This is a genomic window from Streptomyces sp. HD (assembly GCF_028369295.1).
Lineage (GTDB): Bacteria > Actinomycetota > Actinomycetes > Streptomycetales > Streptomycetaceae > Streptomyces.
This window is the reverse complement of sequence record NZ_JAQMYP010000018.1, coordinates 18,485-39,995: the sequence shown is the minus strand read 5'-3', so window position 1 is coordinate 39,995 and position 21,511 is coordinate 18,485. Positions and strand designations below refer to the sequence as shown.

Annotated in this window: 22 protein-coding genes, 1 pseudogene and 1 riboswitch; of the genes and pseudogenes, 9 read left to right on the top strand and 14 right to left on the bottom strand. The window is 70.9% G+C overall.

Annotated features, from left to right (window positions below):
• Positions 1–42: 42 nt before the first annotated feature.
• A riboswitch (cobalamin riboswitch) is annotated at positions 43–197 on the top strand.
• An 86-nt stretch (positions 198–283) separates the two neighbouring features.
• Genes POF73_RS18960 through POF73_RS18950 form a run of 3 tightly spaced genes read left to right on the top strand, consistent with a single transcriptional unit; the run spans position 284 to position 3,206 of the window.
• Positions 284–1,327, top strand: a complete 1,044-nt coding sequence (locus POF73_RS18960) for an ABC transporter substrate-binding protein (RefSeq protein WP_272116806.1) — start codon at positions 284–286, stop codon at positions 1,325–1,327.
• Complete coding sequence (locus POF73_RS18955) at positions 1,324–2,376, top strand: FecCD family ABC transporter permease (RefSeq protein WP_443049548.1); 1,053 nt, start codon at positions 1,324–1,326, stop codon at positions 2,374–2,376. The genes POF73_RS18960 and POF73_RS18955 overlap by 4 nt, the downstream gene beginning before the upstream one ends.
• Positions 2,373–3,206 carry an ABC transporter ATP-binding protein gene (locus tag POF73_RS18950; protein ID WP_272116804.1) on the top strand — a complete coding sequence of 278 codons (834 nt, stop codon included), beginning with the start codon at positions 2,373–2,375 and terminating at the stop codon, positions 3,204–3,206. The genes POF73_RS18955 and POF73_RS18950 overlap by 4 nt, the downstream gene beginning before the upstream one ends.
• 39 nt (positions 3,207–3,245) lie before the next feature.
• On the opposite strand, the gene POF73_RS18945 is transcribed toward POF73_RS18950, so the two are convergent.
• The gene (locus POF73_RS18945) at positions 3,246–4,061 is read right to left on the bottom strand and encodes a methyltransferase (protein ID WP_272116803.1); all 816 of its coding nucleotides are present in this window, start codon (positions 4,059–4,061) and stop codon (positions 3,246–3,248) included.
• A gap of 338 nt (positions 4,062–4,399) precedes the next feature.
• Between POF73_RS18945 and POF73_RS18940 the strand changes: the two genes are divergently transcribed.
• Positions 4,400–5,047 (top strand): hypothetical protein, encoded by a 648-nt coding sequence (locus tag POF73_RS18940; RefSeq protein ID WP_272116800.1) that lies wholly within the window; start codon positions 4,400–4,402, stop codon positions 5,045–5,047.
• Entirely contained in the window at positions 5,044–5,463 is a 420-nt protein-coding gene (locus POF73_RS18935; protein ID WP_272116797.1) for an expansin EXLX1 family cellulose-binding protein, read from the top strand. The genes POF73_RS18940 and POF73_RS18935 overlap by 4 nt, the downstream gene beginning before the upstream one ends.
• Positions 5,464–5,476: 13 nt before the next feature.
• Here the strand turns inward: POF73_RS18935 and rph are convergent, their stop codons facing one another.
• The 3 genes from rph to POF73_RS18920 all read right to left on the bottom strand — a co-directional run bounded on the left by rph (position 5,477) and on the right by POF73_RS18920 (position 9,482).
• Positions 5,477–8,074: a rifamycin-inactivating phosphotransferase gene (rph, locus tag POF73_RS18930; RefSeq protein ID WP_272116795.1), complete on the bottom strand. Its 2,598-nt coding sequence runs from the start codon at positions 8,072–8,074 to the stop codon at positions 5,477–5,479.
• 205 nt (positions 8,075–8,279) lie between these two features.
• The gene (locus tag POF73_RS18925; protein ID WP_272116793.1) at positions 8,280–8,468 is read right to left on the bottom strand and encodes a hypothetical protein; all 189 of its coding nucleotides are present in this window, start codon (positions 8,466–8,468) and stop codon (positions 8,280–8,282) included.
• Positions 8,469–8,600: 132 nt separating this feature from the next.
• Positions 8,601–9,482, bottom strand: a complete 882-nt coding sequence (locus POF73_RS18920) for a PhzF family phenazine biosynthesis protein (protein WP_272116791.1) — start codon at positions 9,480–9,482, stop codon at positions 8,601–8,603.
• Between the two features lie 291 nt (positions 9,483–9,773).
• On the opposite strand from POF73_RS18920, the gene POF73_RS18915 reads away from it, so the two are divergent.
• A complete protein-coding gene (locus POF73_RS18915; RefSeq protein WP_272116789.1) occupies positions 9,774–9,962 on the top strand; it encodes a hypothetical protein in 189 nt (62 codons plus the stop codon).
• Between the two features lie 82 nt (positions 9,963–10,044).
• Here the strand turns inward: POF73_RS18915 and POF73_RS18910 are convergent, their stop codons facing one another.
• Positions 10,045–10,434: a VOC family protein gene (locus POF73_RS18910; protein ID WP_272116787.1), complete on the bottom strand. Its 390-nt coding sequence runs from the start codon at positions 10,432–10,434 to the stop codon at positions 10,045–10,047.
• Positions 10,435–10,611: 177 nt separating this feature from the next.
• Here POF73_RS18910 and POF73_RS18905 point away from each other — a divergent pair, with 177 nt between their 5' ends.
• Genes POF73_RS18905 through POF73_RS18895 form a run of 3 tightly spaced genes read left to right on the top strand, consistent with a single transcriptional unit; the run spans position 10,612 to position 14,220 of the window.
• Entirely contained in the window at positions 10,612–11,934 is a 1,323-nt protein-coding gene (locus tag POF73_RS18905) for an MFS transporter (protein ID WP_272116785.1), read from the top strand.
• Entirely contained in the window at positions 11,931–13,316 is a 1,386-nt protein-coding gene (locus POF73_RS18900; protein WP_272116783.1) for an alpha/beta hydrolase family protein, read from the top strand. The genes POF73_RS18905 and POF73_RS18900 overlap by 4 nt, the downstream gene beginning before the upstream one ends.
• Positions 13,317–13,368: 52 nt before the next feature.
• A complete protein-coding gene (locus POF73_RS18895) occupies positions 13,369–14,220 on the top strand; it encodes a PaaX family transcriptional regulator (protein WP_272117021.1) in 852 nt (283 codons plus the stop codon).
• Here POF73_RS18895 and POF73_RS46260 read toward each other — a convergent pair.
• The 9 genes and pseudogenes from POF73_RS46260 to POF73_RS18855 form a co-directional block, all read right to left on the bottom strand.
• Positions 14,217–14,360 (bottom strand): annotated as a pseudogene (locus tag POF73_RS46260) (IS481 family transposase); the annotation flags it as partial. The gene POF73_RS18895 and the pseudogene POF73_RS46260 sit on opposite strands and share 4 nt — an antisense overlap.
• Positions 14,361–14,455: 95 nt before the next feature.
• The gene (locus POF73_RS18890; RefSeq protein WP_272116781.1) at positions 14,456–14,659 is read right to left on the bottom strand and encodes a hypothetical protein; all 204 of its coding nucleotides are present in this window, start codon (positions 14,657–14,659) and stop codon (positions 14,456–14,458) included.
• Positions 14,660–14,665: 6 nt separating this feature from the next.
• Positions 14,666–14,968, bottom strand: coding sequence for a putative quinol monooxygenase (locus tag POF73_RS18885; RefSeq protein ID WP_272116779.1), 303 nt, complete (start codon positions 14,966–14,968; stop codon positions 14,666–14,668).
• Positions 14,969–15,231: 263 nt separating this feature from the next.
• The gene (locus POF73_RS18880) at positions 15,232–16,035 is read right to left on the bottom strand and encodes an Ldh family oxidoreductase (RefSeq protein ID WP_272116777.1); all 804 of its coding nucleotides are present in this window, start codon (positions 16,033–16,035) and stop codon (positions 15,232–15,234) included.
• A gap of 126 nt (positions 16,036–16,161) precedes the next feature.
• Positions 16,162–16,887, bottom strand: coding sequence for a GntR family transcriptional regulator (locus tag POF73_RS18875; protein ID WP_272116775.1), 726 nt, complete (start codon positions 16,885–16,887; stop codon positions 16,162–16,164).
• A gap of 114 nt (positions 16,888–17,001) precedes the next feature.
• Positions 17,002–18,825 (bottom strand): glycoside hydrolase family 15 protein, encoded by a 1,824-nt coding sequence (locus POF73_RS18870; protein WP_272116773.1) that lies wholly within the window; start codon positions 18,823–18,825, stop codon positions 17,002–17,004.
• A 268-nt stretch (positions 18,826–19,093) separates the two neighbouring features.
• Positions 19,094–19,960, bottom strand: a complete 867-nt coding sequence (locus tag POF73_RS18865) for an NAD(P)H-binding protein (RefSeq protein ID WP_272116770.1) — start codon at positions 19,958–19,960, stop codon at positions 19,094–19,096.
• 68 nt (positions 19,961–20,028) lie between these two features.
• On the bottom strand, positions 20,029–20,301 hold the full coding sequence (locus POF73_RS18860; RefSeq protein WP_272116767.1) for a hypothetical protein: 273 nt from the start codon (positions 20,299–20,301) through the stop codon (positions 20,029–20,031).
• 102 nt (positions 20,302–20,403) lie between these two features.
• Positions 20,404–21,273 (bottom strand): helix-turn-helix domain-containing protein, encoded by an 870-nt coding sequence (locus POF73_RS18855; RefSeq protein ID WP_443049556.1) that lies wholly within the window; start codon positions 21,271–21,273, stop codon positions 20,404–20,406.
• Positions 21,274–21,511: the final 238 nt, after the last annotated feature.

Below are 21,511 nucleotides of genomic sequence, written 5' to 3'. Positions count from 1 at the left end.
GCCTGAGGCTCCTGTGGTAGCTTGCCGAGGCCAGTCGTACCCGTGTGCGTATACGTACGCGCACGGGTCAGGGAATCCGGTGCGAATCCGGAGCTGACGCGCAGCGGTCAGGGCGACGGGCGGGGCAACGGCCACTGGACGGCGAACACGGTCCGGGAAGGCGTCTCGTCCGGGTGACCCCGAGTCCGAAGACCTGCTGGCAGCCTCCGGCAGCGGGAAGGGCCGGGGGGAGCACCGTACGACCGGGCTTCGCGCAAGAGCCCTCGACGCCGAAGGAAGTCCCGTGCCGTTCGCACGCCCTGTCCGTCCTGCCGCCGTACTCCTGAGCGGTGCCCTGCTGCTGACCGGCTGTGGCGGCTCCTCCGGTGCGGAGGCGAACAGTCCGGCCGCAGGTGCCTCCGCCGGTCATCCGGTCGGTCTCGACAACTGCGGTCACCAGGTGCGCGTCGAGGCGCCTCCACGGCGGGCGGTCTCCCTCAACCAGGGCACCACCGAGATCATGCTGTCCCTCGGCCTCGCCGACCGGATGGTGGGCACCGCCACCTGGACCGATCCGGTGGCGAAGGGACTGGAGAAGGCCAACGCCGAGGTGGACCGACTGGCGGACAACGCCCCGTCCTTCGAGAAGGTCCTGGACACCGAGCCGGACTTCGTCGCCGCCTCCTTCGCCTCCACGCTCGGCAAGGGTGGGGTGGCCACCCGCGAGCAGTTCGAGAAGCTCGGCGTGCCCACGTACCTCTCCCCCTCCGACTGTGCCGGCAAGGACAACAGCGGCGACGGCGACGGCTCGCGGGCCAAGCCGCTGACCATGGACGCGGTCTACGGCGAGATCACCGACCTGGCGAGGATCTTCGACGTCGAGGAACGCGGCCGGAAGCTCGTGGCCGAGCTCAAGGCCCGGTTGGCGACGGCGAGCGCCGGGCTCGACGTCGGGGACGTCACCCTCATGTACTGGTTCGCCAACTCCCAGTCCCCCTACGTCGCGGGCTGCTGCGGCGCCCCCGGCGTCATCACCCGCGAACTCGGGGCCAGGAACTCCTTCGACGGCACCCACGAGGAGTGGCCCCAGGTCAACTGGGAGACCGTCGCCGACCGCGACCCCCAAGTCATCGTCATCGGCGACCTGTCCCGCAAGCAGGAGACGGCCGAAACCGCCGCGAGCAAGATCGAGTTCCTGGAGTCCGACCCGGTGACGAAGAACATGACCGCGGTGCGGAGGAAGCAGTACGTGTTCCTGTCCGGGCAGGCCATGAACCCGACCATCCGCACGGTCGAGGGCGTGGAGAAGGTGGCGCAGGCCCTGCGGCAGTTCCGCTACGCGGGGTGAGCACCGTGCTGTCGGCCGTCGCCCCGGCGGCGCTGCGCGGACTGCGGCGTACGGTGCTGTGGGCTGCCGGTCTCACGCTGCTGTGCGTCTCGGTGGCCGTGGCGATCACCATCGGGCCCGCGGACATCGCCGTAGGGGACGTGTGGGCGACGGTTGCGGCCCATCTCGGCTGGGGCCGCGCGGAGTTGACGCCCATCCGGGACGGCATCGTGTGGAACCTGAGGCTGCCGCGCACCCTGCTCGCCGCGGTGTGCGGCGCGGGGCTCGCCGTGTGCGGGGCGGTGATGCAGTCCCTGCTGCGCAACCCGCTCGCCGACCCCTTCGTCCTGGGCGTCTCCTCGGGGGCATCGACCGGCGCGGTCATGGTCGTCGTACTCGGTGCGGGCGGCGGCCTGCTGTCGGTCTCCGGCGGCGCGTTCCTCGGTGCGATGGTCTCCTTCGGGCTGGTACTGCTGCTCAGCCACACCCTGGGCGGCACCACGGACCGGGTGGTGCTCGCCGGGGTCGCCGCGATGCAGTTGTTCTCCGCGCTGACCTCCTTCGTCGTGGTGACGGCGGCCGACGCGGAGGCCACCCGCAGCGTGCTGTTCTGGCTGCTCGGCTCCCTCAGCGGGGCCGGCTGGACCGACGTGGGCGTGGGCCTGGCGGCCCTGGCTGTGACACTGCTGGTGTGTGCCGGGTACGCCCGCGCGCTGGACGCGTTCGCGTTCGGTCAGGACGCCGCGGCCGCGCTGGGCGTGCACGTGGCCCGCACCCGCCTGGTCCTGCTGTGCACGACCGCCCTGCTGACGGCGGCTCTGGTCAGCTCGGCCGGCGCGATCGGCTTCGTCGGCCTGGTCCTCCCGCATGCCGTCCGCCCGCTGACCGGCCCCGGGCACACCCGGCTGCTGCCCGCCACCGCGCTCGCCGGGGCGGTGTTCCTGGTCTGGGTCGACACCCTCGCCCGTACCCTCCTCGACCCGCAGGAGGTGCCGGTGGGCGTGATGACCTCGCTCATCGGTGTCCCGGCGTTCGTCCTCGTCCTCTACCGGAACCGGGGCAGCCGATGAGCAGGGACCCGCTGAGCGACCCCGCCCCGTCGACGGGCCTGCGCGCCGACCGGGTCGGTCGTACGGCCGACGGCACCCTGATCCTGGACGGCGTCAGCCTTGCCCCGCGTCCGGGGACCGTCACCGGTCTGCTCGGCCTGAACGGCTCGGGCAAGTCCACCCTGCTGCGGCTGCTCGCCGGTGTCATCGCCCCGGATTCCGGCTCCGTCACTCTGGACGACCGCCCGCTGGGCCGGCTGGGCCGCCGCACGGTCGCCCGACGGGTCGCCGTGGTGGAGCAACAGGCCGACACCCAGGTCGCGTTGAACGTCCTCGACGTCGTACGCCTCGGCCGCATCCCGCACCGCCGGGCCTTGAGTCCCGCGGCACCGGCGGACGAGGCCGCCGTCCGCTCGGCGCTGGCCCGCACCGGCCTCACCGACAAGGCCGACCGGCCCTGGCACACCCTGTCCGGCGGCGAACGCCAGCGCGTCCAGATCGCCCGCGCCCTCGCCCAGGAACCCCGCGAACTGCTGCTGGACGAACCCACCAACCACCTCGACATCCAGCACCAGCTCGCCCTGCTGGACCTGATCACCGAACTCCGCCTCACCAGCGTCGTCGCCCTGCACGACCTGAACCTGGCCGCCATGTACTGCGACCGGGTCCTCGTCCTCAAGCAGGGCCGCGTGGTGGCGAACGGCACTCCGGCCGAGGTCCTCACCGAACCCCTCATCGCCGAGGTCTACGGCGTACGCGCCGCGGTCACCCAGCCCGTCGGCCCCGGCGACCGCCCCCACATACGCTTCCTGGGCGCCCTTCCGCCCGGCCCCAAGGGCGAACGGCTGTAGGCAGGTTGAACCCTGATCCCGGCTCGGGGCAGGACCGCCTCAGACCGCGGGGCGCCGCCCCCAGGCGGAGATCATCGGCGCGGTGGCCAGATCCAGGCCGCCCGCGGTGACGTTGGCCAGGTGGCGGTCGATCTCCTCGTCGGTGGCCAGCCCCGCGGCGACGAGTTTGTCGCGGACCTGTCGGACGCTGGCCTCCTCCAGCACGGTGGACGCGGGTGAGGTGATCGGGAAGTAGGCGTCGGCCTCGACGTCGACGAGCCCGGCCTCACGCAACAGCCGCGGCAGCTTGCGCCCGTACTCCAGATCCGCGCCACGCTGCCGCATCAGTTCGCGGAAGCCGCGGCGCAGCCTGTTGGCCAACTCCTGCTCGGGGCCGTACTCGTCGGGGCAGATCAGGGGCAGCAACGCCGGGTCGCCGTCCTCCAGCAGCAGTCGGCCGCCGGGGCGCAGCGCCTCGACCATCGACCGCAGGGCCCGGTCGCGCTCGGCGACATGGATCAGTACGAGCCGGGCGTGGATCAGGTCGAACGGCCCCCCGGCCGGGGGTGCGTCGGCCGCCACGTCGTGGCGCAGCACTTCGAAGCCGGTGGCCTCCGGCATCCAGGAGGTGTCGATGTCGGTGGCCACGACGTGCCCGCCGGGGCCGACGCGCTCGGCCAGCCAGGCCGACACGGTGGGCCCGCCGGCGCCGACCTCCCAGCACCGCCAGCCCTCGTCGACGCCGAGCGTCTCGAAGTGCCGGAAGGTCGACGGGTTGAAGAGCGCCGACAGTGCGTCGAACCGCTCGCCCGCCTCGGCCTGACGGTTGTCCAGGAGATAGCCGTTGCCGGAGGTGTCCCGCGCATCCTGTGCCATGGGCCGATCATCGCATGCGAAGCATCACATCGTTGACATGCCCAAGACACGTCATTACCCTCCGGAAATCGGTGAAAGCGCTTTCTCCGGCCCGCCCCGGGAGGACACCTCATGAGGTCGTCGTCACGCGCCGCACTCTGCGTTCGCGCGTCCCCCGGCACCGGAGCCTGCGAGACCCACGGCACCGTCACCGAGCCGCGCACCTACTACGCGTGACGCCGGCCACCGCGACGACCGCACCCTCCCTCGTCCGGGGCGGGAGTCGGCAGGATCGCCACCTGAACCACCGTCGCCCCCAACAGCAGCGCGACGGCCCACCCCCCCAGGAGGACCTCTCCATGAGTTCACGACGGGCTCCGAAGCCCACTCGGCGCACCCCCATACCCTGGCGCGACAAGGCGGTTGTCGTTGCGCTGACCGGCGCTGTCCTGTTCGGTCCTGGCGTGGCACAGGCCACCCCGCAGACCACACCCGCCTCGGCGGCGCAGGAACAGGTGAGGGCCGCGGCCTCCATCACCTGGACGCTCGAACGCGCCGGCAACCCCACCGAGGACCAGCGCACCGCCTACGACCTCATCACCCGGGCCATGAACGCCGCGGTCGCCCGTTACAACATCCTCAGCGACCTGGGCAAGGCCATCACCGTCCGCTACGACCCGAGCGTGCCCACCGCGGACGGCAATCTCAACGGCACCATCCGCTTCGGCAACCGCAGCTACATGAACGAACGGACCGCGCTGCACGAGATCGCCCACACCATCGGCGTGGGCACCAGCTCGGGCTGGTCACGCCTCGGCGGCAGCGGCACCTGGACCGGCGGGCAGGCCACGGCGCTGGTCAGGCAGTTCGACGGCGGCAGCGCCAAACTGTCCACGGGCGGCGGCCACTTCTGGCCCTACGGCCTGAACTACGACAACGAGTTCTCCAACACGGCGGCCGACCGCCACGTCCAGATCGTCGCCGCGATGGTGCGCGACGGACTGTGACCGGTGAGGGGAGCCGGTGCCCGGAGTGCCGCCCCGGGGACATCGACCTCAGTGAGCGTGCCTTCGCGCAGATCGCCGACCCCGTGGCGGGCCGGGTGCCGATCACCTGGCGGCTCGTCAGCCCGGACATCGGCGGTCCCGTCACCTACCGCTACAAGGAGGGCTCCTCGCAGTGGTGGTGCGGCATCCAGGTCCGCAACCACCGCAATCCCGTCGCCGCCCTGGAAGTCCGCACCGGCTCCACCTGGACCCGACTGCCGCGCCACGAATACAACTACTTCGTCTCGGAGAACGGCACCGGCTGCGGCTCCGGCATCCGCATCACCGACCTCTACGGCGAGACACTCACCGACTCGGGCATCACCATCACCCCGAACGTCGACCAGCCCGGCCGGCGCCAGTTCGCCAAGCGCTGACCGGTGTGGTCGGTCAGGACAGGATCTCGACGTACCCCTCGGTTCCGTGCACACGGATCCGCTGCCCGTCCCGGATCAGCCGGGTGGCCCCCTCCACGCCCACGACGGCCGGCAAGCCGTACTCCCGGGCGATCACCGCGCCATGGGTCATCACACCGCCCACCTCCGTCACCAGGCCCGCGATACCGACGAACAGCGGTGACCAGCTGGGGTCCGTGAAGGCCGTGACCAGGATGTCGCCCGCTTCGAGATCGGCCTCCGCCATGTCCAGGACGACGCGGGCCCGTCCCTCGACGGTGCCGGCGGAAACCGGCAGGCCGATCAGCGCGCCGGCCGGCACGTCGTCGCGCCGGTAGGCCCCGGTGACGGCCTCTCCGTCCGAGGTGAGCACCCGGGGCGGTGTGAGCGCTTGGTACGACCGGAACTCGTCCTTGCGCCGCTGGATCAGCCGGTGATCCACCTGGCACGAGCGCACGACGTCGTGGAACTCCTGGAAAGTGAGGTAGAAGACGTCCTCCCGCTCGGGAAGCACCTCGGCCTGCACGAGGCGCTCGGCCTCCTCCAGCAGGGCCTGCTTGTAGACGAAGTAGCGGCTGATGATGCCGTACTTCGGGTATTCCCGGTACCCGATGAAGGTTCTGACCCGGTCGATCATCCGCTTGGCCTCGTCGGCCTTGCGCTCCCCGTCCGGCAGGGCCCGCAGGCGTGCCAGCACGTCCTGTTCCTTTTCCTGCGCCTTCTGCCGCCCTTGTTCGAAGCGCCGTTCGGCGGCACCCGGTTCGAAGTTCCTGACGTTGTCGAGGATCACGGGCACGAGCGTGGCGGGGCGCTCGCGCCAGCGAGGCCTGGTGATGTCGATCTCGCCGACGCAGCGCATTCCGTACCGGTCGAGGTAGGCCTCGATGGCGTCGCGTGCTTCGGTCCCGCCCGGGAGCTTCGCCAACTCGTCCAGGAAGCCGTCGTCGTCGACGCCCTGCAGGAACGCCACCACCTCCGTATGCGGGCGGATCACGTCCGCGACGTCGAGCAGCGCCAGTCCCATCTCCGAGGTGACGTTGTCGGGGGCGGACAGTGTCAGCGTGTCAGCCGCGTTCTTCTCACCCAGCCATTCCCGCAGCTTGTCGTTGAGCCACCACGTGGCCTCCATCCCCGCCATGATCGCCTGCATGCTCAGCGGATCACTGAGGACCCGCTTGTGCTCCTGGAATGCCTCCAACAGGAAGTCGAACAGCGCGGGTCCGGTCCTCGTCCGGATGTCGCGTTCCAGGGCGGCGATGGATGTCCGGCTGCGCTCGATCAGCTCGGTGACGATGGCCGGATCGGTCTCGATCGGGTTGGACGCGCCGCCGACCGGCGGCCCGCCGGGACCCGCGTCCGGGAGCGACGGGACGAAGCCGTCGCGGTCGAGGACCGTCTCCAGAGCGTCCCTGACCAGCGGATCGCCTTTCCCCATGAGCTCCAGGAGGGCGGCGCGGCTCGCAGGCGAGGCCAGGCGCCGGGTGACATCGACGAACAGCCTTCCCCCGGCCTCCTGCATCGGCGCCATGGCCGTCAGCTGCCACATGGAGTACCCCAGTGGCTTCATGGGGTCGGTCATCATCTGCTGATGACCGACGGAGACATAGAGGTGATTCTCCTGGTCGCCGGTCTCCGGGATGGGGAACAACGTGGTGATCGGCCGGCTCTGCACGATCCGGAAGCCATCGTCGACCAGGCACCATTCGATGTCCTGCGGGCGGCCGAAGTGCGCCTCGATCCGCCGCCCGAGCTGCACGAGCCGCACGACCTGCGCATCCGTCAACGCAGGCTGCTCCTGCCGCTGTGCGTCGACCGCCACTTCCTGCGTACCGCCGGCCGGCAGGGCGTGCACGGCACGCTGCTTGGCGGCGATCGTCTTGGCGACCACTTCACCGTCTCGCACCTTGAAGACGTCCGGGTTCACCAGGCCGGAGACCAGGGCCTCGCCGAGGCCGAAGCCGGCGTCCACGGTGGCGACCTTACGATTGCCCGTGACGGGGTCGGCCGTGAACAGGATGCCGGACGCCTGCGGGAAGACCATCTGCTGGACGACCACGGCCATGTGGACCGTACGGTGGTCGATGCCGTTGCGCCGGCGGTAGGTCACGGCCCGCTCGGTGAACAGCGAGGCCCAGCACCGGCTGATGTGCCGGAGGATCGCCGTCGGCCCCACGACGTTCAGGTACGTGTCCTGCTGGCCGGCGAAGGAGGCCGTCGGCAGGTCTTCCGCCGTCGCGCTGGACCGGACGGCGTAGGCGGCCCGCTCGCCGATGCGGGCGAGCGCGTGGGTGATCTCCGTCGCGAGATCGCCCGGGACGGCGGTCTCTTCGATGGTCCGGCGGATCTGTGCGCTGAGCGTGCGGATCGACTCCCCGTCGTCCGGGTCCGCACGCGACAGCTGATCGAGCAGGTCGTCGATCGACGGCACCTGCGCCATGATCCGCCGGAAGGCGCCCGTCGTCACGCAGAAGCCACCCGGGACGCGGATCCCTTCGATCCGCGACAGCCCGCCCAGGTGCGCGCCCTTGCCGCCGACGACCGCGACCTGCGTCTCGTCGACCTCCTGAAGGTCCAACACGTACTGCTCGGTCATTACGTCCCCTCCGAGGCAGCCGTGTGCTGTCGCACCTGCGGTGACCGCCCCCATTTCCGCAGGTTGTGGCATCGGGCGACGATTCTCCGCTGATACCCGGGCCTTGCGGCAAGCCCCCCACCGCGCTATATGTTGAGAGTGGCGAGGAGATGTGTCTCCTCGCCTTTGCTCTTTGTCCTTCGCCTGCCGTCGTCAGCGGTTCGTCTTACAGGACCGAGACACGAATGCAGTCGTCCTGCGCCCCCCTTCCGGTGTCGACCTGCACCGTGATGTCGGCGACGTCGGCCTCGGCGCAGAGCCTTTCCTGCGCCGAGGCCGCGGGTGCGGCGCCCAGGCTCAGCAGGGCGGCCATGAGCGGGACGGCCATCAGGGCGCTGATACGGCGGCTGTGCATGGCGACCTCCGAGGAAGGCGTGAATACTCCATTCAGGCCATGCCCACGCCTTCGTTCAACACCTGCAACCCCTCGCCGTTTCACCCTCACGGGTGACAACTCGAACTTCAGACCTGCTTGCTACGAGTGGCGTCACCGAGGCATGCGGGTGCCCGCGCCGCTGACCCGGACCTTCGGGTCACCCGCGTGCAGGGTCACGGTCAGCACGCCCGGCCTGCCCATGTCCTCGCCCTGGTGCAGGGTGAGCACCGACTCCTCGGGCACCAGGGCGAGTTCACGCGCGTAGGCACCGAAGGCGGCGGCCGCGGCACCGGTCGCGGGGTCCTCCACGACGCCGCCGATCGGGAAGGGGTCGCGGACGTGGAAGACGGTGTCGGCCGCGCGCCACACCAGTTGCACGGTCGTCAGATCCAGCTTGCGCATCAGCGCGGCGAGCCGCTCGAAGTCGTACGACAGGTCGGCGAGCCGTTCCCGGCTTCCCGCGCCGAGCACCAGATGCCGGGCACCCGCGAAGGCGATGCGCGGCGGCAGCTGCGGGTCGAGGTCGGCCGGGGGCCAGTCCAGCGCGGCGAGGGCCTCGGCCAGTTCGTCCGGGGCGATCTCCTCGATCCGGGGCTCGACACTGGTCAAGGTGGCCCGGAGGGTGCCGTCGGCGTCATCGGTGACGGTCACCGGCACCGTACCGGCGCGCGTGGCGAAGACGAGGTCTCCGGGGCCGATCCGCTCGGCGAGCGCCACGGCGGTGGCCACGGTGGCGTGGCCGCAGAACGGAACCTCCGCCAGAGGGCTGAAGTAGCGGGCCGTGAAGGCCCGTCCGGGTTCCCCGCCCAGCCCGTTCGGTGGGTCGGTCAGGAACGCGGACTCGCTGTACCCCAACTCCGCGGCGATCTCCAGCATCGCGGCGTCGTCGAGCCCGGAGGCGTCCAGGACCACGCCCGCCGGGTTCCCCCCTTCCGGGCGGGACGAGAAGGCGGTGTAGTGCAGCACTTCGGCGACCGGCTCATTCGTGTTCATGCCGTACGACAACCAGCGCGCAGGAGCGCCGATTCCCGACCCCTGCCAACCCGGCAGTGACAGACCGCTGTTGCGCCAGAACTTGGCCGAAGCCGGTGCGGCGGGTGAGTTATGGAACGTTCAATAATCCGTGGCGACGTTTTCCGCCCGGTACCGGGCGACCGTTTCGAGGCACCCCACTCCGGCGCAGCCGGGCCCCCGGAGCCGAGAATCCGGAGTTCTCCATGCGTCGTCGCCCAGGCCGGCGTCACCGCCACGCTCCGGGTCACGATCACCGACGGGGACTCCGTCATGACCCAGACCGCGGCCGTCTACAGCTGCCACCGCGACTTCACCGTCGGCCGCGCGAAGGACATCTCCGTCACCGTGCCGGCCGGCCAGTGGGTGCAGGTGTTCAGCAGTCACGGCTGCTACGACTCGATCAACGTCAGCGGCGCCACGATCGAGACCGACGGACAGGTCATCGACTTCACGCTCTGACCGGCATCTTCGTACGCCTGCCCCGCACAGCAGCGGTCGAGGGCCGCACTCCGCGCCGGAGTGCGGCCCTCGGTGCAGGTGCCTAGGCGGTCCAGCCGCCGTAGGGCACGGTGATCAGTTCCATGGCATGGCCGGCCGGGTCCATGAAGTACACCCCGCGGCCGCCGTCGTTGTGGTTGATCGTGCCGGGCTGTCGCCGATGCGGGTCGGCGTAGTGCTCGATACCGCGCTGCCTGATCTGTGCGTACGCCGCGTCGAACTCCTCCTCGGAGACCAGGAAGGCGTAGTGCTGCATGGTGATGTCGTCCGCGGGGATCGTGGCGAAGTCCAGCGTGACGCCGTTGCTCAGGCCGACGGCGATGAACGGACCCCACTCTGCGGTGATCTCAAGGCCCAGCAGGTCCGCGAAGAACTGTGCGGACTCCCGGTTGTCCCGGGCGTGGACGATCGTGTGGTTCAACTCAACTGGCAAGGAATGCCTCCGAAGGCATCTCCCGACACCTCCATGCCTCGCCCAGTCGGCGACCGACACGCGATGTCGCCGCAAACCTTACCTGCCACCACGGATTCATGTTGTGCACTTTCTTGACGGCAGCAACAGACAAGCCTACCTTCGCGGTGTCCTTCCCACCGGTCAAGGGAGACCGCGATGTCCCCGTCCCCGTCTCAACTGCGCCGCGTAGCCCTCTCCGGGCTGCTCGGTACCGCGGTGGAGTTCTACGACTTCCTCGTCTACGGCACCGTCGCCGCGCTCGTGTTCGGCGAGCTGTTCTTCCCCGGCGCCGACCCCGCCGTCGGCACCATCGCGGCGTTCGGCACGTTCGCCGCCGGCTATGTCGCCCGGCCGCTCGGCGGCATCCTCTTCGGGCACTTCGGCGACCGACTCGGCCGTAAGTCCATGCTGTTGCTCACGATGGGCCTGATGGGCGGCGCCAGTTTCCTCATCGGTCTGCTGCCGACGTACGACACGATCGGCGTCTGGGCGCCCGTTCTGCTGATCGCCCTGCGCGTCCTCCAGGGCATCGCCATCGGCGGTGAGTGGGGCGGCGCGACGCTCATGGTCGTCGAGCACGCCGGGGAGCGGCGCCGTGGGCTGTGGTCCAGCTTCACGCAGATGGGAGCCCCGCTCGGCTCGCTCATCTCCGCCGCCGTGGTCGCCTTCGTCTCGACGCTCCCCAAGGACCAGTTCACGGCCTGGGGCTGGCGTGTGCCGTTCCTGCTGAGTGTGGTGCTGCTCGGCGTCGGGTTGTTCGTCCGGCTGAAGGTGGTCGAGAGTCCGCTGTTCGCCGAGGTGAAGAAGGACCGTGCGGAGGCGCGGCTGCCGATCCTCGACGTGCTGCGGCGTCCGCGTCCCGTGCTGCTGGCCTGCGGTGTCGGCATCGGCGCCTTCACCGCCCAGTCCCTGCTGACCAGTTACCTCATCGCGTACGCCACCGGCATCGGATACGCCCGCCCGCAGGTGCTGACCGCGCTCACGGTCTCCGCCGCCGTCGCCCTGGTCGTGCTGCCGTGCGCCTCCGCGCTCTCCGACCGTGTCGGCCGCCGCCCGGTCGTACTCGCCGGAGCCGTCCTGTCGGCCGCCACCGCCTTCCCGGTCCTCGCGCTGGTCGACTCCAAGTCGCCGGGCGCGCTGATCCTCGCCGTCGTCCTCGGCCATGGCATCGCCCAGTCGCTGATGTACGGCCCGCTGGGCGCCCTGTTCAGCGAGATGTTCGGCACCCGGGTCCGCTACACCGGCGCCTCCCTCGGCTATCAGGGCGCCACCCTCGTAGGCGCCGGCTTCTCCCCCATGATCGCCGGCAGCCTGGTCGCCGGCAGCGGCAACAGCACGCCCGTCGCCCTGCTGCTGTGCGGCGGCTCGCTCATCACCGCGCTGACGGTGTGGTTCGTCCGCGAGACCAGCCGTACGTCCCTCTCCGACCCCGCCACCGGACTCCCCACCACCCCCCGCACGGAGGAGATCACCGCATGACGACCGGCGCCCGCGCCCGCACCTCCCTCGCGGCAGCCCTTCTGCTCGCCGTCACCGCGCTCCCCACGTCGGCCGTCGCCGCCACCCCCGACACGACCCACGTCGACGGCCGACTCCCCTCGGGCGCCGCCTACATGATGGATGTGCCCGCCCACTGGAACGGCACCGTCCTGCTGTTCGGCCACGGCTATACGAGCGGCCCGGCCAACCCCGCCCAGGACGCCCCGGACGACGCGACGAAGGCCCTGCTCCTCCAGCGGGGCTACGCCCTGATCGGGTCCTCGTACGCCACCACCGGCTGGGCGGTGACGGACGCGGTACCCGACCAGCTCGCCACCCTCAGCGCCTTCACCGAACGCTTCGGTGCGGCCTCCCGCACCATCGCCTGGGGGCGGTCGTACGGCGGACTCGTCACCACCGCCATCGCCGAGCGCCACCCCGAGCGGATCGACGGCTCGATCTCGCTGTGCGGTCTGGTCCACGGCGGTGTCGCCAACTGGAACAACACCCTCGACCCCGTCTTCGCCATCAAGATGCTCCTCGCACCGGACTCCGACGTCCCACTGGTGGACATCACCGACCAGACGGCCGCGAACGACGCGGCGAACGCCCTGACCACGGTGGTCGACTCGGCGCAGACGACGGCCGAGGGGCGGGCCCGTATCGCCCTCGCCGCCGCCCTGCACAACATCCCGGTCTGGAACCAGCCGACGCAGACCCGGCCGGCCGCGACCGACTGGGACGGCCAGCAGGCCAACCAGTACGAGGCCGTCAAGGGCCTGCTGAAGATCGCCGCCTTCAACCGGCGGCAGGAGTCCGAGGCCCGGGCGGGCGGCAACATGTCCTGGAACACCGGCGTCGACTACGCGAAGCTGCTCGGGCAGTCGTCGGTCCGCAAGGAGGTGACCGAGCTGTACCGGAAGGCCGGGCTGTCCCTGCGCGCCGACCTGGCCGCCCTCGACCGGGCCCCGCGCATCAGCGCCGACCCGAGCGCCGTGGCGTGGATGGCCGGCACCAGTTCCTTCACGGGCAGGCTGGCCAAGCCGCAGCTGTCCGTCCACACCATCGGCGACGCGCTCGTCCCCGTGCAGACGGAGAGCGCTCTGAAGCGGGCCGTCACCGCCGCCGGGTCGGCGTCCCGGCTGCGGCAGGCGTACACCGACAACGCGGGCCACTGCACCTTCAGCCCCGCCGAACAGCTCGCCGCCCTGCACACGCTGGAGGACCGGCTCACCACGGGCAAGTGGGTCGGCACCGACCCCGCGGCCCTCAACTCCCGTGCCACGCGGGCAGATCCGAGCACTCCCGCCCGCTACGTGTCCTACCGACCCACCCCGTACCTGCGCCCGTACGACCTTGCCCACCCCGCCGACGGCCGGTGACGTGGTACGACCGCCCGCCGACGGCACGGCGGGCGGTCGTACCCTTGCCACCGTGGTGGACGACGACATCCTGGACAGTCAGGACACATCCGAGGGCCCGCAGCAGCGCCCCCAGTCACTCATGCTCGCCTTCTTCGGCAACCACGTCCTGGAGGAGGGCGATCTGTGCGTCTACTCGGGCAGCATCATCGAGGTGCTCGGCCGCGTCGGGATCGGTGAGCAGGCCGTACGATCCACGCTCACCCGCATGGTCAACCGCGGCCTGCTGCGGCGCCAGCGCGAGGGCCGCAAGATGTTCTTCGGCCTCACCCCGCAGGCGACGCGTGTCCTGCAGGACGGCCGCGCCCGGGTCTGGCAGCAGGGCGCGGTCAACGACGACTGGGACGGCTCCTGGACCCTGCTCGGTTTCTCCCTGCCCGAGTCCTGGAAACGCCAGCGCCACGACCTGCGCTCCCGGCTCGGCTGGTCCGGGTTCGGCGCGCTGTACAGCGGGCTGTGGATCGCCCCCGGCAACGTCGACGTCGCCGGCGTCGTCGCCGAGCTCGGGCTCGCCGACCATGTCAAGATCTTCCACGCCCAGGCGGACCAGGCCACCGACATCGAGCTGATGATCCGCGACACCTGGGACCTGGAGAGCATCGCCGCGCGCTATGTCACCTTCGACAAGCGCTGGACGGCCCATCTGGACGCCGGAGCCGGGGCCGATCCGATCGGCACCCGGCTGCGGCTGGTCAGCGAGTGGCTCTCCACCATCCGCACGGACCCCCGGCTCCCCGCCCGGCACCTTCCACCCGAGTGGCCGGCCCGCCCCGCCCAGGAGACCTTCCGCCGCGTCGCCGAGCACACCGCACGCCCCGCACAACTGATGGCCCACGACCTGCTGGAGACCACCAGCCTGCGCTAGGTGTATTGGCCTGCGGGGTTGTTCACGCGGGTGATGGGTGGCCGGCCGGCGAGTGCGGTGTGGCAGCGGTGATGGTTGTAGGTATGCAGGAAGTCTGCCAGGGCTGCAGTGCGTTCGTCGTTGTTGGCATAGGGCCGTAGGCACTGGCTTCCTCAAGGAGAGGCAAGTCGTACTCCTCGGCGGAGGGCAGCTGTCGCCGACGCAGGCAGATCGTGCAGCGCATAGCGCGCCGCGGCTAAGAGCAGGGGCAGGCCGTGCCGGGCTGGAAGACGGTCTGGCCGGTGGTGACGACGGCCTTCTCGGAGTTCCACTTGCCGACACAGGGGATGGTCGCGACTCCGCCGCCGCGGTCGAAGCGATCGACCTCGTCGGGGCGGATCAGCAGACTGGGCTCGGTGGGGCGCTGGGGGCACACGGCGGTGGCTCCGTTCAGGGACACGGGAGTTCAGGAGTGGTGGAACAGGCGGCGGGAGAGCGTGTTGACCTGGCTGCCGGGGACGACGTACTTCTCCGCCGCCGTACGCCAGACCTTGAAGTGGGGTGCGGCGCGATGGGCCTCGACGGCGGCCTCGTCGTCGCAGATCTCGTGGAAGGCGAAGTGGTGGTCGTCGGCCAGGTCGCACACGACGTCGAAGGAGCGGCAGCCGGGCTCGTCGGTGAACGAACGCTCGGCGTTCTCCTCGATGGCGGCGAGGAAGTCCTCGCGGCGGCCGGGGACGACCTGGAGGGACACGGTCAGGGCGATCATGCGGGCAGCGCCTGGGAGTTGACGGGACGGGGCAGGGGTACGGCGGTGGCGTTGGCGATGTGGGTGAGGGAGGCCCAGGTGTCGTCGGCGAGCGTGATGCCCTTGGTGCGCAGGCGTTGTGCGGTACGGACCTCGGGCTCGCCGGGGACGAAGACCTCCGCCGTGCCGGGGGGCGGTGGGCGTGGACTTGGTCTCCTCGATCAGGGCCTCCATGCGCGCCTCGAACTCGGCCGGGTCGGCCATCGCCGCGATGTCGACGCAGATCAGCAGATGCCCGACGCCACTGCGCCCGGTGGGCCGGTACGGGCCGTCGCGGACGAGCCGAAGGCACTGCCGGTCAGCACGCCCGCCAGCACGTCGAACATGAAGGACATGGCGTAGCCCCTGTGGCCGGCCATCGGCAGGATCAGGCCCTCGATCGCACGGGCCGGGTCGGTGGTCGGCACACCGTCCGCGTCGGCCGCCCAGCCCTCGTGGATCGGCTCGCCCCGCTCCCTGGCATGGTGGATCTTGCCGCGCGCGACGGCGGTGTCGGCGATGTCCATCACGACCGTTCCACAGCAGCCGCTCGGCGCGGCGATCGACCACGGGTTGGTGCCGATCCGCTTCTCCCGGCCGCCCCAAGGGGCCATCGCCGGACTGGCGTTGGTGGCCTGCAGCGCCACACAGCCCTGCTCGGCGGCTCTGCGGGTGAAGTACGCGGTGGTCCCGAAGTGGCCCGAGTTGCGGACGGCGACCGCGCTGATCCCGTGCCGGTGTGCACGCTCCACACCCTGGGCCACCGTGTGAGCGGTGAGCACCTGGCCGAGGCCGTCATGGCCGTCCACGACGAGGACGGCGCCGTTGTAGCTGACGGTGCGCGGGGCGGCGACGGCGGCCGTCGCACCGTTCGCCAGCCGGTCGAGGTACCCGGACAGACGCAGCATCCCGTGCGACGGGTGCCCCGACAGCTCGGCGGTCACCAGCGTGTCCGCCAGCAGCCCCGCGTCCTCGGCGGGCACACCGTGCGTCTCGGTCGTGGCGGCGGCGAACCCGAACAGGTCGGCGGCGCCGACGGTGTGCGGCATGGGGATCCTCGCGTCGCAAGCGTCGAGATGGGTCCACGGGATGTGTCCACGAGACGCAACCGAGCATGTATCCATCTCTGTATACAGCAGGCCTCGTGAAGGTGACCATGACCCGGGATCGGGGTCTCAGCCGACGATGTCCACCTGAACATCGGCGCCGGCCGCGAGATCCTGGCCGGTCAGGCTGTCGATGAGGGCCTGAAGGGTCTGTGCCAGATGGTGCCGACAGGCCGCCTCGGCCGCCTGGGCGTCCCCTCGGGTGACCGCCTTGAGTATCGCCCGGTGCTCCTCCAGCGAGGTGAGCATGCGGCGCGGCCCGCTGTGCGAGAGGTGCCGCAGCCGTACGGTCTGGCTGCGCAGGTCGCGGATCGTGCGGGCCAGATACGGATTGCGGCAGGCGGCGATGACGGCCTGGTCGAAGCCCTCGGCGATGTCGTGGAAGCCCTGGTACGACCGCGCCCGGGCGGCGGCGTCCAGCGCACGGAAGGAGTCGTCGAAGTCCCCCAGCCGCTCCAGCAGTTCGCGGAACGGCACCGCCACCCGCTCGTCGGCCGCCCCCGCCCGCGCGACCGACGCGGCGGCCTCCGGCTCCAGCAGCATCCGGAACTCGAAGAGCGCCCGCACACCGCCCAGCGAGATCGCTGCCACCCGGGCGATCTCGCCGGGCACGAAGTCGACGAGGCCTTCCCGGGCCAGCCGCCGGATGGCCTCGCGCACCGGCGTCCGCGAAGCGCCCAGCTCCTCCCCCAGCTGGACCTCGCTCAGCTTGGCCCCCGGGCGCAGCCGCAGCGACTCGATGTCGCCCTTCAACCGCTCGTAGACGGCTTCGCTCTTGCCAGTCACCCGGGCCATGAATCTCCTGCCACCCGCCGCATACGAAACGCCCACGGCACACACCGCTGTATACAGCCTAGCGGCCAGACACAGCCGGGGTCAGCACTCGGGTCGGCACTCCGCCCGACCGGCTCAGCGCTCCGCCCGGTTCAGTTCCTCGTCAAGGGCGAGGGCAGCCCCGATGAGCGCCAGGTGGGTGAACGCCTGCGGGAAGTTGCCGAGCTGGTCGCCGGTGGGGCCGACCTCCTCGGCGAAGAGGCCCACGTGATTGGCGTACGTGAGCATCTTGTCGAAGGCGTAGCGGGCCAGGTCGACGCGGCCGGAGCGGGCGAGGGCGTCCACGTACAGGAAGCTGCACAGCGAGAACGTGCCCTCGCTGCCGCGCAGGCCGTCGGGAGAGGCGGCGGGGTCGTAGCGGTACACGAGGCTGTCGGCGACCAGCTCCTCCTCCATGGCGTCGAGGGTGGACAGCCAGCGCGGATCCCGCGGGCTGACGAAGCCGACGGCGGGCATCAGCAGCAGCGAGGCGTCCAGGACCTCACTGCCGTAGTGCTGGACGAACGCCTTGCGTCGTCCGCTCCAGCCGCGGCTCATCACCTGGTGCAGCACGGTGTCGCGGGCGGTGGTCCAACCGGTCAGGTCGGCGGGGCGGGCGTAGTCCTGGGCGAGGCGGATGCCGCGTTCGAACGCCGCCCAGCACATCAGGCGGCTGAAGGTGAAGTGCTGCCTGCCGCCGCGGGTCTCCCAGATGCCCTCGTCGGGGCGGTCCCAGTGCCGGGTCAGCCAGTCCAGGACGCCGGCGATGTCCAGCCAGCCGTCATGGCCGGCCATCTGGACGAGGTCGTCGGTGCTGGTGAGGGCGTGCACCGCCTCGCCGTAGATGTCGAGCTGGAGTTGGTCGGCGGCGCCGTTGCCGATGCGGACGGGCGCCGAGCCCCGGTAGCCCTCCAGGTGGCCGAGGGTCTCCTCGGCGAGGTGGGGGTCGCCGTCGATCCGGTACATGATCTGCAGGGGTTCGCCGGTGACCGTGCCGCCGGTCCTCAGACGTTCGCCGAGCCACTGGCGGAAGGCGTACGCCTCGTCGACGAAGCCGAGGCCGAGCAGGGCCTGCATCGACAGGGAGGCGTCGCGCACCCAGGTGTAGCGGTAGTCCCAGTTGCGTTCGCCGCCGACCTGTTCGGGCAGGGCGGTCGTGACAGCGGCGACGGGGGCGCCCGTGGGGGCGTACGTGAGGAGTTTGAGGGTGATCGCGGCGCGGTTGACGACGTCCTGCCAGCGGCCCCCGTAGCGGCTGCGGCGAATCCACCGGTACCAGAACCCGCGGGTCCCGCCGAAGTCCGACCGCAGGCTCTCGGGCGTCGCCGGTTCGGGCGCCTCGGCTCCCGCCGCACACACGGTCAGAACGGCGGCCGCCCGCTGGCCGTGCCCGAGCTCGACCACCGCCACCACGTCCGAACCGTCCCGTTCCAACGTGACCGGCCCCACGGTCCGCAGGAACGCGTCGGTGCCGGGCCCGGCGAAGTGCGCGGTGTCCGGGCGCAGGTCGAGGCGGTGGCCGGCGCGGCCGTAGTCGAAGCGGGGACGGCAGGCGAGGCTGAACCGGACCCGCCCCCGCGTCACCCGCATGATCCGCACCAGCCGATGCCGGTCGGTCGCGATCTCCGGCCGCTCCACCGGCATGAAGTCGACGACCTCGCCGACCCCGTCCGGGGTGAGGAAGCGGGTGATGAGAACGGCGGTGTCGGCCAGGTACAGCTGTCGCGTGGTGACGTCCTCCCCTTCGACCGAGATGACGAAGTGACCGCCCCGGTCGTGGTCCAGCAGCGCGGCGAAGAGGCTAGGCGAGTCGAAGCGCGGGGCGCAGAGCCAGTCGACCACGCCCTCGGACGAGACGAGCGCCGCCGTCTGGAGGTCTCCGACCAGGCCGTGATCCCCGATGGGTGGATAGCGCCGCATGGTGATCCTCCCGGCCTCGCGCCGCCCCACGGCCGACGACGCGCACCGGCTGCGCCCCGGCTTCCTTCCCCCCGACCATCCTCTTCCGACACTCCTGTCGGGACGGGGGCTCCGCCACAGGGGTTACGCCACACGCGTGAACGCGGACCGGCACGTCCGCCCTGCGCACCACGCGAGAACTACGACCTGTCCGGCGTACCCCCCGTGGACTACGACCTGTCCGGCGTACCCCCGGTGAGCTACGCCCCGTCCGGCATACTCCCGAGGGCTACGGCCGATCCGGTGTGCTCCCGGAGGGCTCGGACCTGAAGATGTCCGCATGCTCCGCGGCCCACTGGGCGAAGGTGCGTGCCGGGCGGCCGGTCACCTTCTCGACGGTGTCGACGACCGTGCGGCCCACCTCCGGGGTGTTCCCGTAGGCCTCCAGCAGGAAGCCGATCACGTCCTCGGGCCGGCCCGCCGTCCGCCATCGCGCGACGGCCTGTTCCTCGGTCAGCTCGACGAGGGCGATGTTCCGGCCGCGGGCGGCGGCGATCGTCGCGACCTTGTCGCCGACGGTCAGCAGTTCGGGGCCGGTGATCACGTACTCCTGCCCTCCGTGGCCCTCCTCGGTGAGCGCCACCGCGGCGACGGCCCCGATGTCGGCCTCGTGAACCATGGCGCTCAGCCTGGCGACGAACGGCTCGCGGACCTCGTCCTCGGCCACCACCCCGTCCGCCCACTCCAGGGCGTTGGCCATGAACTCCACCGGCATGAGGACGGTCCACTCCACACCGTCGTCGGCGCGCACGGCATCCTCCAGCAGGGTCGGTCCGCCACCGTGCAGCACGGTGACCCGGCGTACGCCGGCCGCGTGGGCCAGCTCCAGGATGCGCGGGCCGGTCTCCAGCGGGGCGAAGTAGGGCCCGCCGAAAGTGATCAGATGGAGTCCGGTGATGCCCTCCAGGGCCGGGCCCAGGCTGTCGGGTTCGGTCAGGTCGCCCTGGACGACTTCGACACCGGCCGGGAAGTCGGCCTTCTTCGGATCCCGGGTGAGGGCGCGGACGGCGTGCCCACGGGCGAGCAGTTCGGCGACGACCTGGCGGCCGACGGTGCCGGTCGCGCCGGTGACAAGAATCTTCTGCGTCTGAGTCATGGCACGACCGTAGGAGGACTTGCGGTCAGTTTCTGTCCGCAAGTCCGACCCGCTGCGCGCACCGTCCCTCAGGGCAGATCCCTGCACCTGGCGAGCAGTTGGAGCCCGGCGACGATCCGGTGGATGCCGTAGAGCACCGGCGCCCAGGTCACGAAGTGCGCCCCTGTGCCGTGGACTTGCCCGTGAGTGACGACGGTGACGAGCAGTCCCCCGATGAGCCAGGCCGCGCCGAACTCGACGGAGCGTTTTCCTCTCGTCTGCCAGGCCGCCCGCTGCTCCGGCGGGACGGTGCTGTTCGTCGCGCGCAAAGTCCCGTACGGGCGTGTGTCGTTGTCGGCCAACTTGGTCCCTGAGTCGATGCAGATACCCCCTCGTACGGCCGTCGGCCGGTCGGCCGGTCCCCCGCGCCGTCCGACCGGCCGACGGCCGTACGAGCGGTGACGCTATCGGCCGGTGGCCGACGTGGTCTTGGACGAATTTGCACTCGCCGAGAGAGCGAGCGCCCCTTCCACCCGGCGAGCGGCCATCATCTGTCCGGGAGTGGTGCCGGCTATGGCCCGGAACTCGCGGTTGAGGTGCGCCTGGTCGTAGAAGCCGCAGGCCGTCGAGATCTCGGTCAGACTCGTGGCACCTCGGCCGAGCAGCGCGACGGCGTGCCGGAAACGCAGCACCCGAGCCGACGCCTTGGGGGTCAGCCCGATCTGCTGGGTGAACCGCCGGATCAGGTAGCCCTGGCTCCACCCCACTTCGGCGGCGATGCGGGCGATCGGGATCACCCCCGCACTGCCGGACAGCAGCCGCCAGGCGTGGCCGACCTCGGGCGAGGGTTCCGGGCCGTGTCCGAGCCGGGCGAGCAGCGCCGCGTCCAGCAGGTCGAACCGGGCCGCCCAGTCCCGGGTGTCCGCCAGCCGCTCCACCAGCCACCCGGCGTCGGGCCCCAGAACGTCCCGGACCTCGACGGCCAGGTTCGTCAGCTCGCTCATCGGCATGCCGAACAGCCGGTAGGCGCCCAGTGGCGTGAACTCGACCCGGATCGCCTCCTGGCCGCCGGGATGCACACAGATCGCGGGCCGGTCCTCCAACCCCACCACCAGCGACCCGATCCTCCCGCTGTCCCCGCCCGGTAAGCCCAACCGCCGGACCTGGGAAAACGGCTCCGCGAGGCTGATCACCAGGGTCGCGTGCCCGGTCGGCACCAGCCGCGCCTCGTACGGCGAGGTCACCGCTTCCCAGTAGCCGACGTAGCTGCGCAGAAACGGCCGTAACCCCGGATGCCAGGGCCGTGTGACCCGCCACAGACCACCGAGCCGCATGATGTCGACCGCACCGACGGCCGCCGGCCCGCCCTGTGCGCCATGAACCGCCAAGAGGTTCACCTCACCCCTGTGGGGGCCGCCCCGAGCAGACCGCCCGGCAGCTCAGCCGTACCCTCTTCGGCTGTCCGGTACGGCAGCCGATCATGCCGATTGCTTCACTTTATCCATGCCTGCGCGCCCACCTCACGGGAAACGAAGTGAAGTTGACAGGTGAACGGGTGCGGATCCGACGAGC

What these genes read in the sequence shown, in the direction of transcription:
- POF73_RS18950 (WP_272116804.1), top strand. Translation starts at nt 2,373, where the DNA reads ATGAGCAGGGACCCGCTGAGCGACCCCGCCCCGTCGACGGGCCTGCGC.
- POF73_RS18945 (WP_272116803.1), bottom strand. Translation starts at nt 4,061, where the DNA reads ATGGCACAGGATGCGCGGGACACCTCCGGCAACGGCTATCTCCTGGAC.
- POF73_RS18940 (WP_272116800.1), top strand. Translation starts at nt 4,400, where the DNA reads ATGAGTTCACGACGGGCTCCGAAGCCCACTCGGCGCACCCCCATACCC.
- rph (WP_272116795.1), bottom strand. Translation starts at nt 8,074, where the DNA reads ATGACCGAGCAGTACGTGTTGGACCTTCAGGAGGTCGACGAGACGCAG.
- POF73_RS18925 (WP_272116793.1), bottom strand. Translation starts at nt 8,468, where the DNA reads ATGCACAGCCGCCGTATCAGCGCCCTGATGGCCGTCCCGCTCATGGCC.
- POF73_RS18920 (WP_272116791.1), bottom strand. Translation starts at nt 9,482, where the DNA reads ATGAACACGAATGAGCCGGTCGCCGAAGTGCTGCACTACACCGCCTTC.
- POF73_RS18915 (WP_272116789.1), top strand. Translation starts at nt 9,774, where the DNA reads ATGACCCAGACCGCGGCCGTCTACAGCTGCCACCGCGACTTCACCGTC.
- POF73_RS18905 (WP_272116785.1), top strand. Translation starts at nt 10,612, where the DNA reads ATGTCCCCGTCCCCGTCTCAACTGCGCCGCGTAGCCCTCTCCGGGCTG.
- POF73_RS18900 (WP_272116783.1), top strand. Translation starts at nt 11,931, where the DNA reads ATGACGACCGGCGCCCGCGCCCGCACCTCCCTCGCGGCAGCCCTTCTG.
- POF73_RS18885 (WP_272116779.1), bottom strand. Translation starts at nt 14,968, where the DNA reads ATGATCGCCCTGACCGTGTCCCTCCAGGTCGTCCCCGGCCGCCGCGAG.
- POF73_RS18880 (WP_272116777.1), bottom strand. Translation starts at nt 16,035, where the DNA reads ATGCCGCACACCGTCGGCGCCGCCGACCTGTTCGGGTTCGCCGCCGCC.
- POF73_RS18875 (WP_272116775.1), bottom strand. Translation starts at nt 16,887, where the DNA reads ATGGCCCGGGTGACTGGCAAGAGCGAAGCCGTCTACGAGCGGTTGAAG.
- POF73_RS18870 (WP_272116773.1), bottom strand. Translation starts at nt 18,825, where the DNA reads ATGCGGCGCTATCCACCCATCGGGGATCACGGCCTGGTCGGAGACCTC.
- POF73_RS18865 (WP_272116770.1), bottom strand. Translation starts at nt 19,960, where the DNA reads ATGACTCAGACGCAGAAGATTCTTGTCACCGGCGCGACCGGCACCGTC.
- POF73_RS18855 (WP_443049556.1), bottom strand. Translation starts at nt 21,273, where the DNA reads ATGCGGCTCGGTGGTCTGTGGCGGGTCACACGGCCCTGGCATCCGGGG.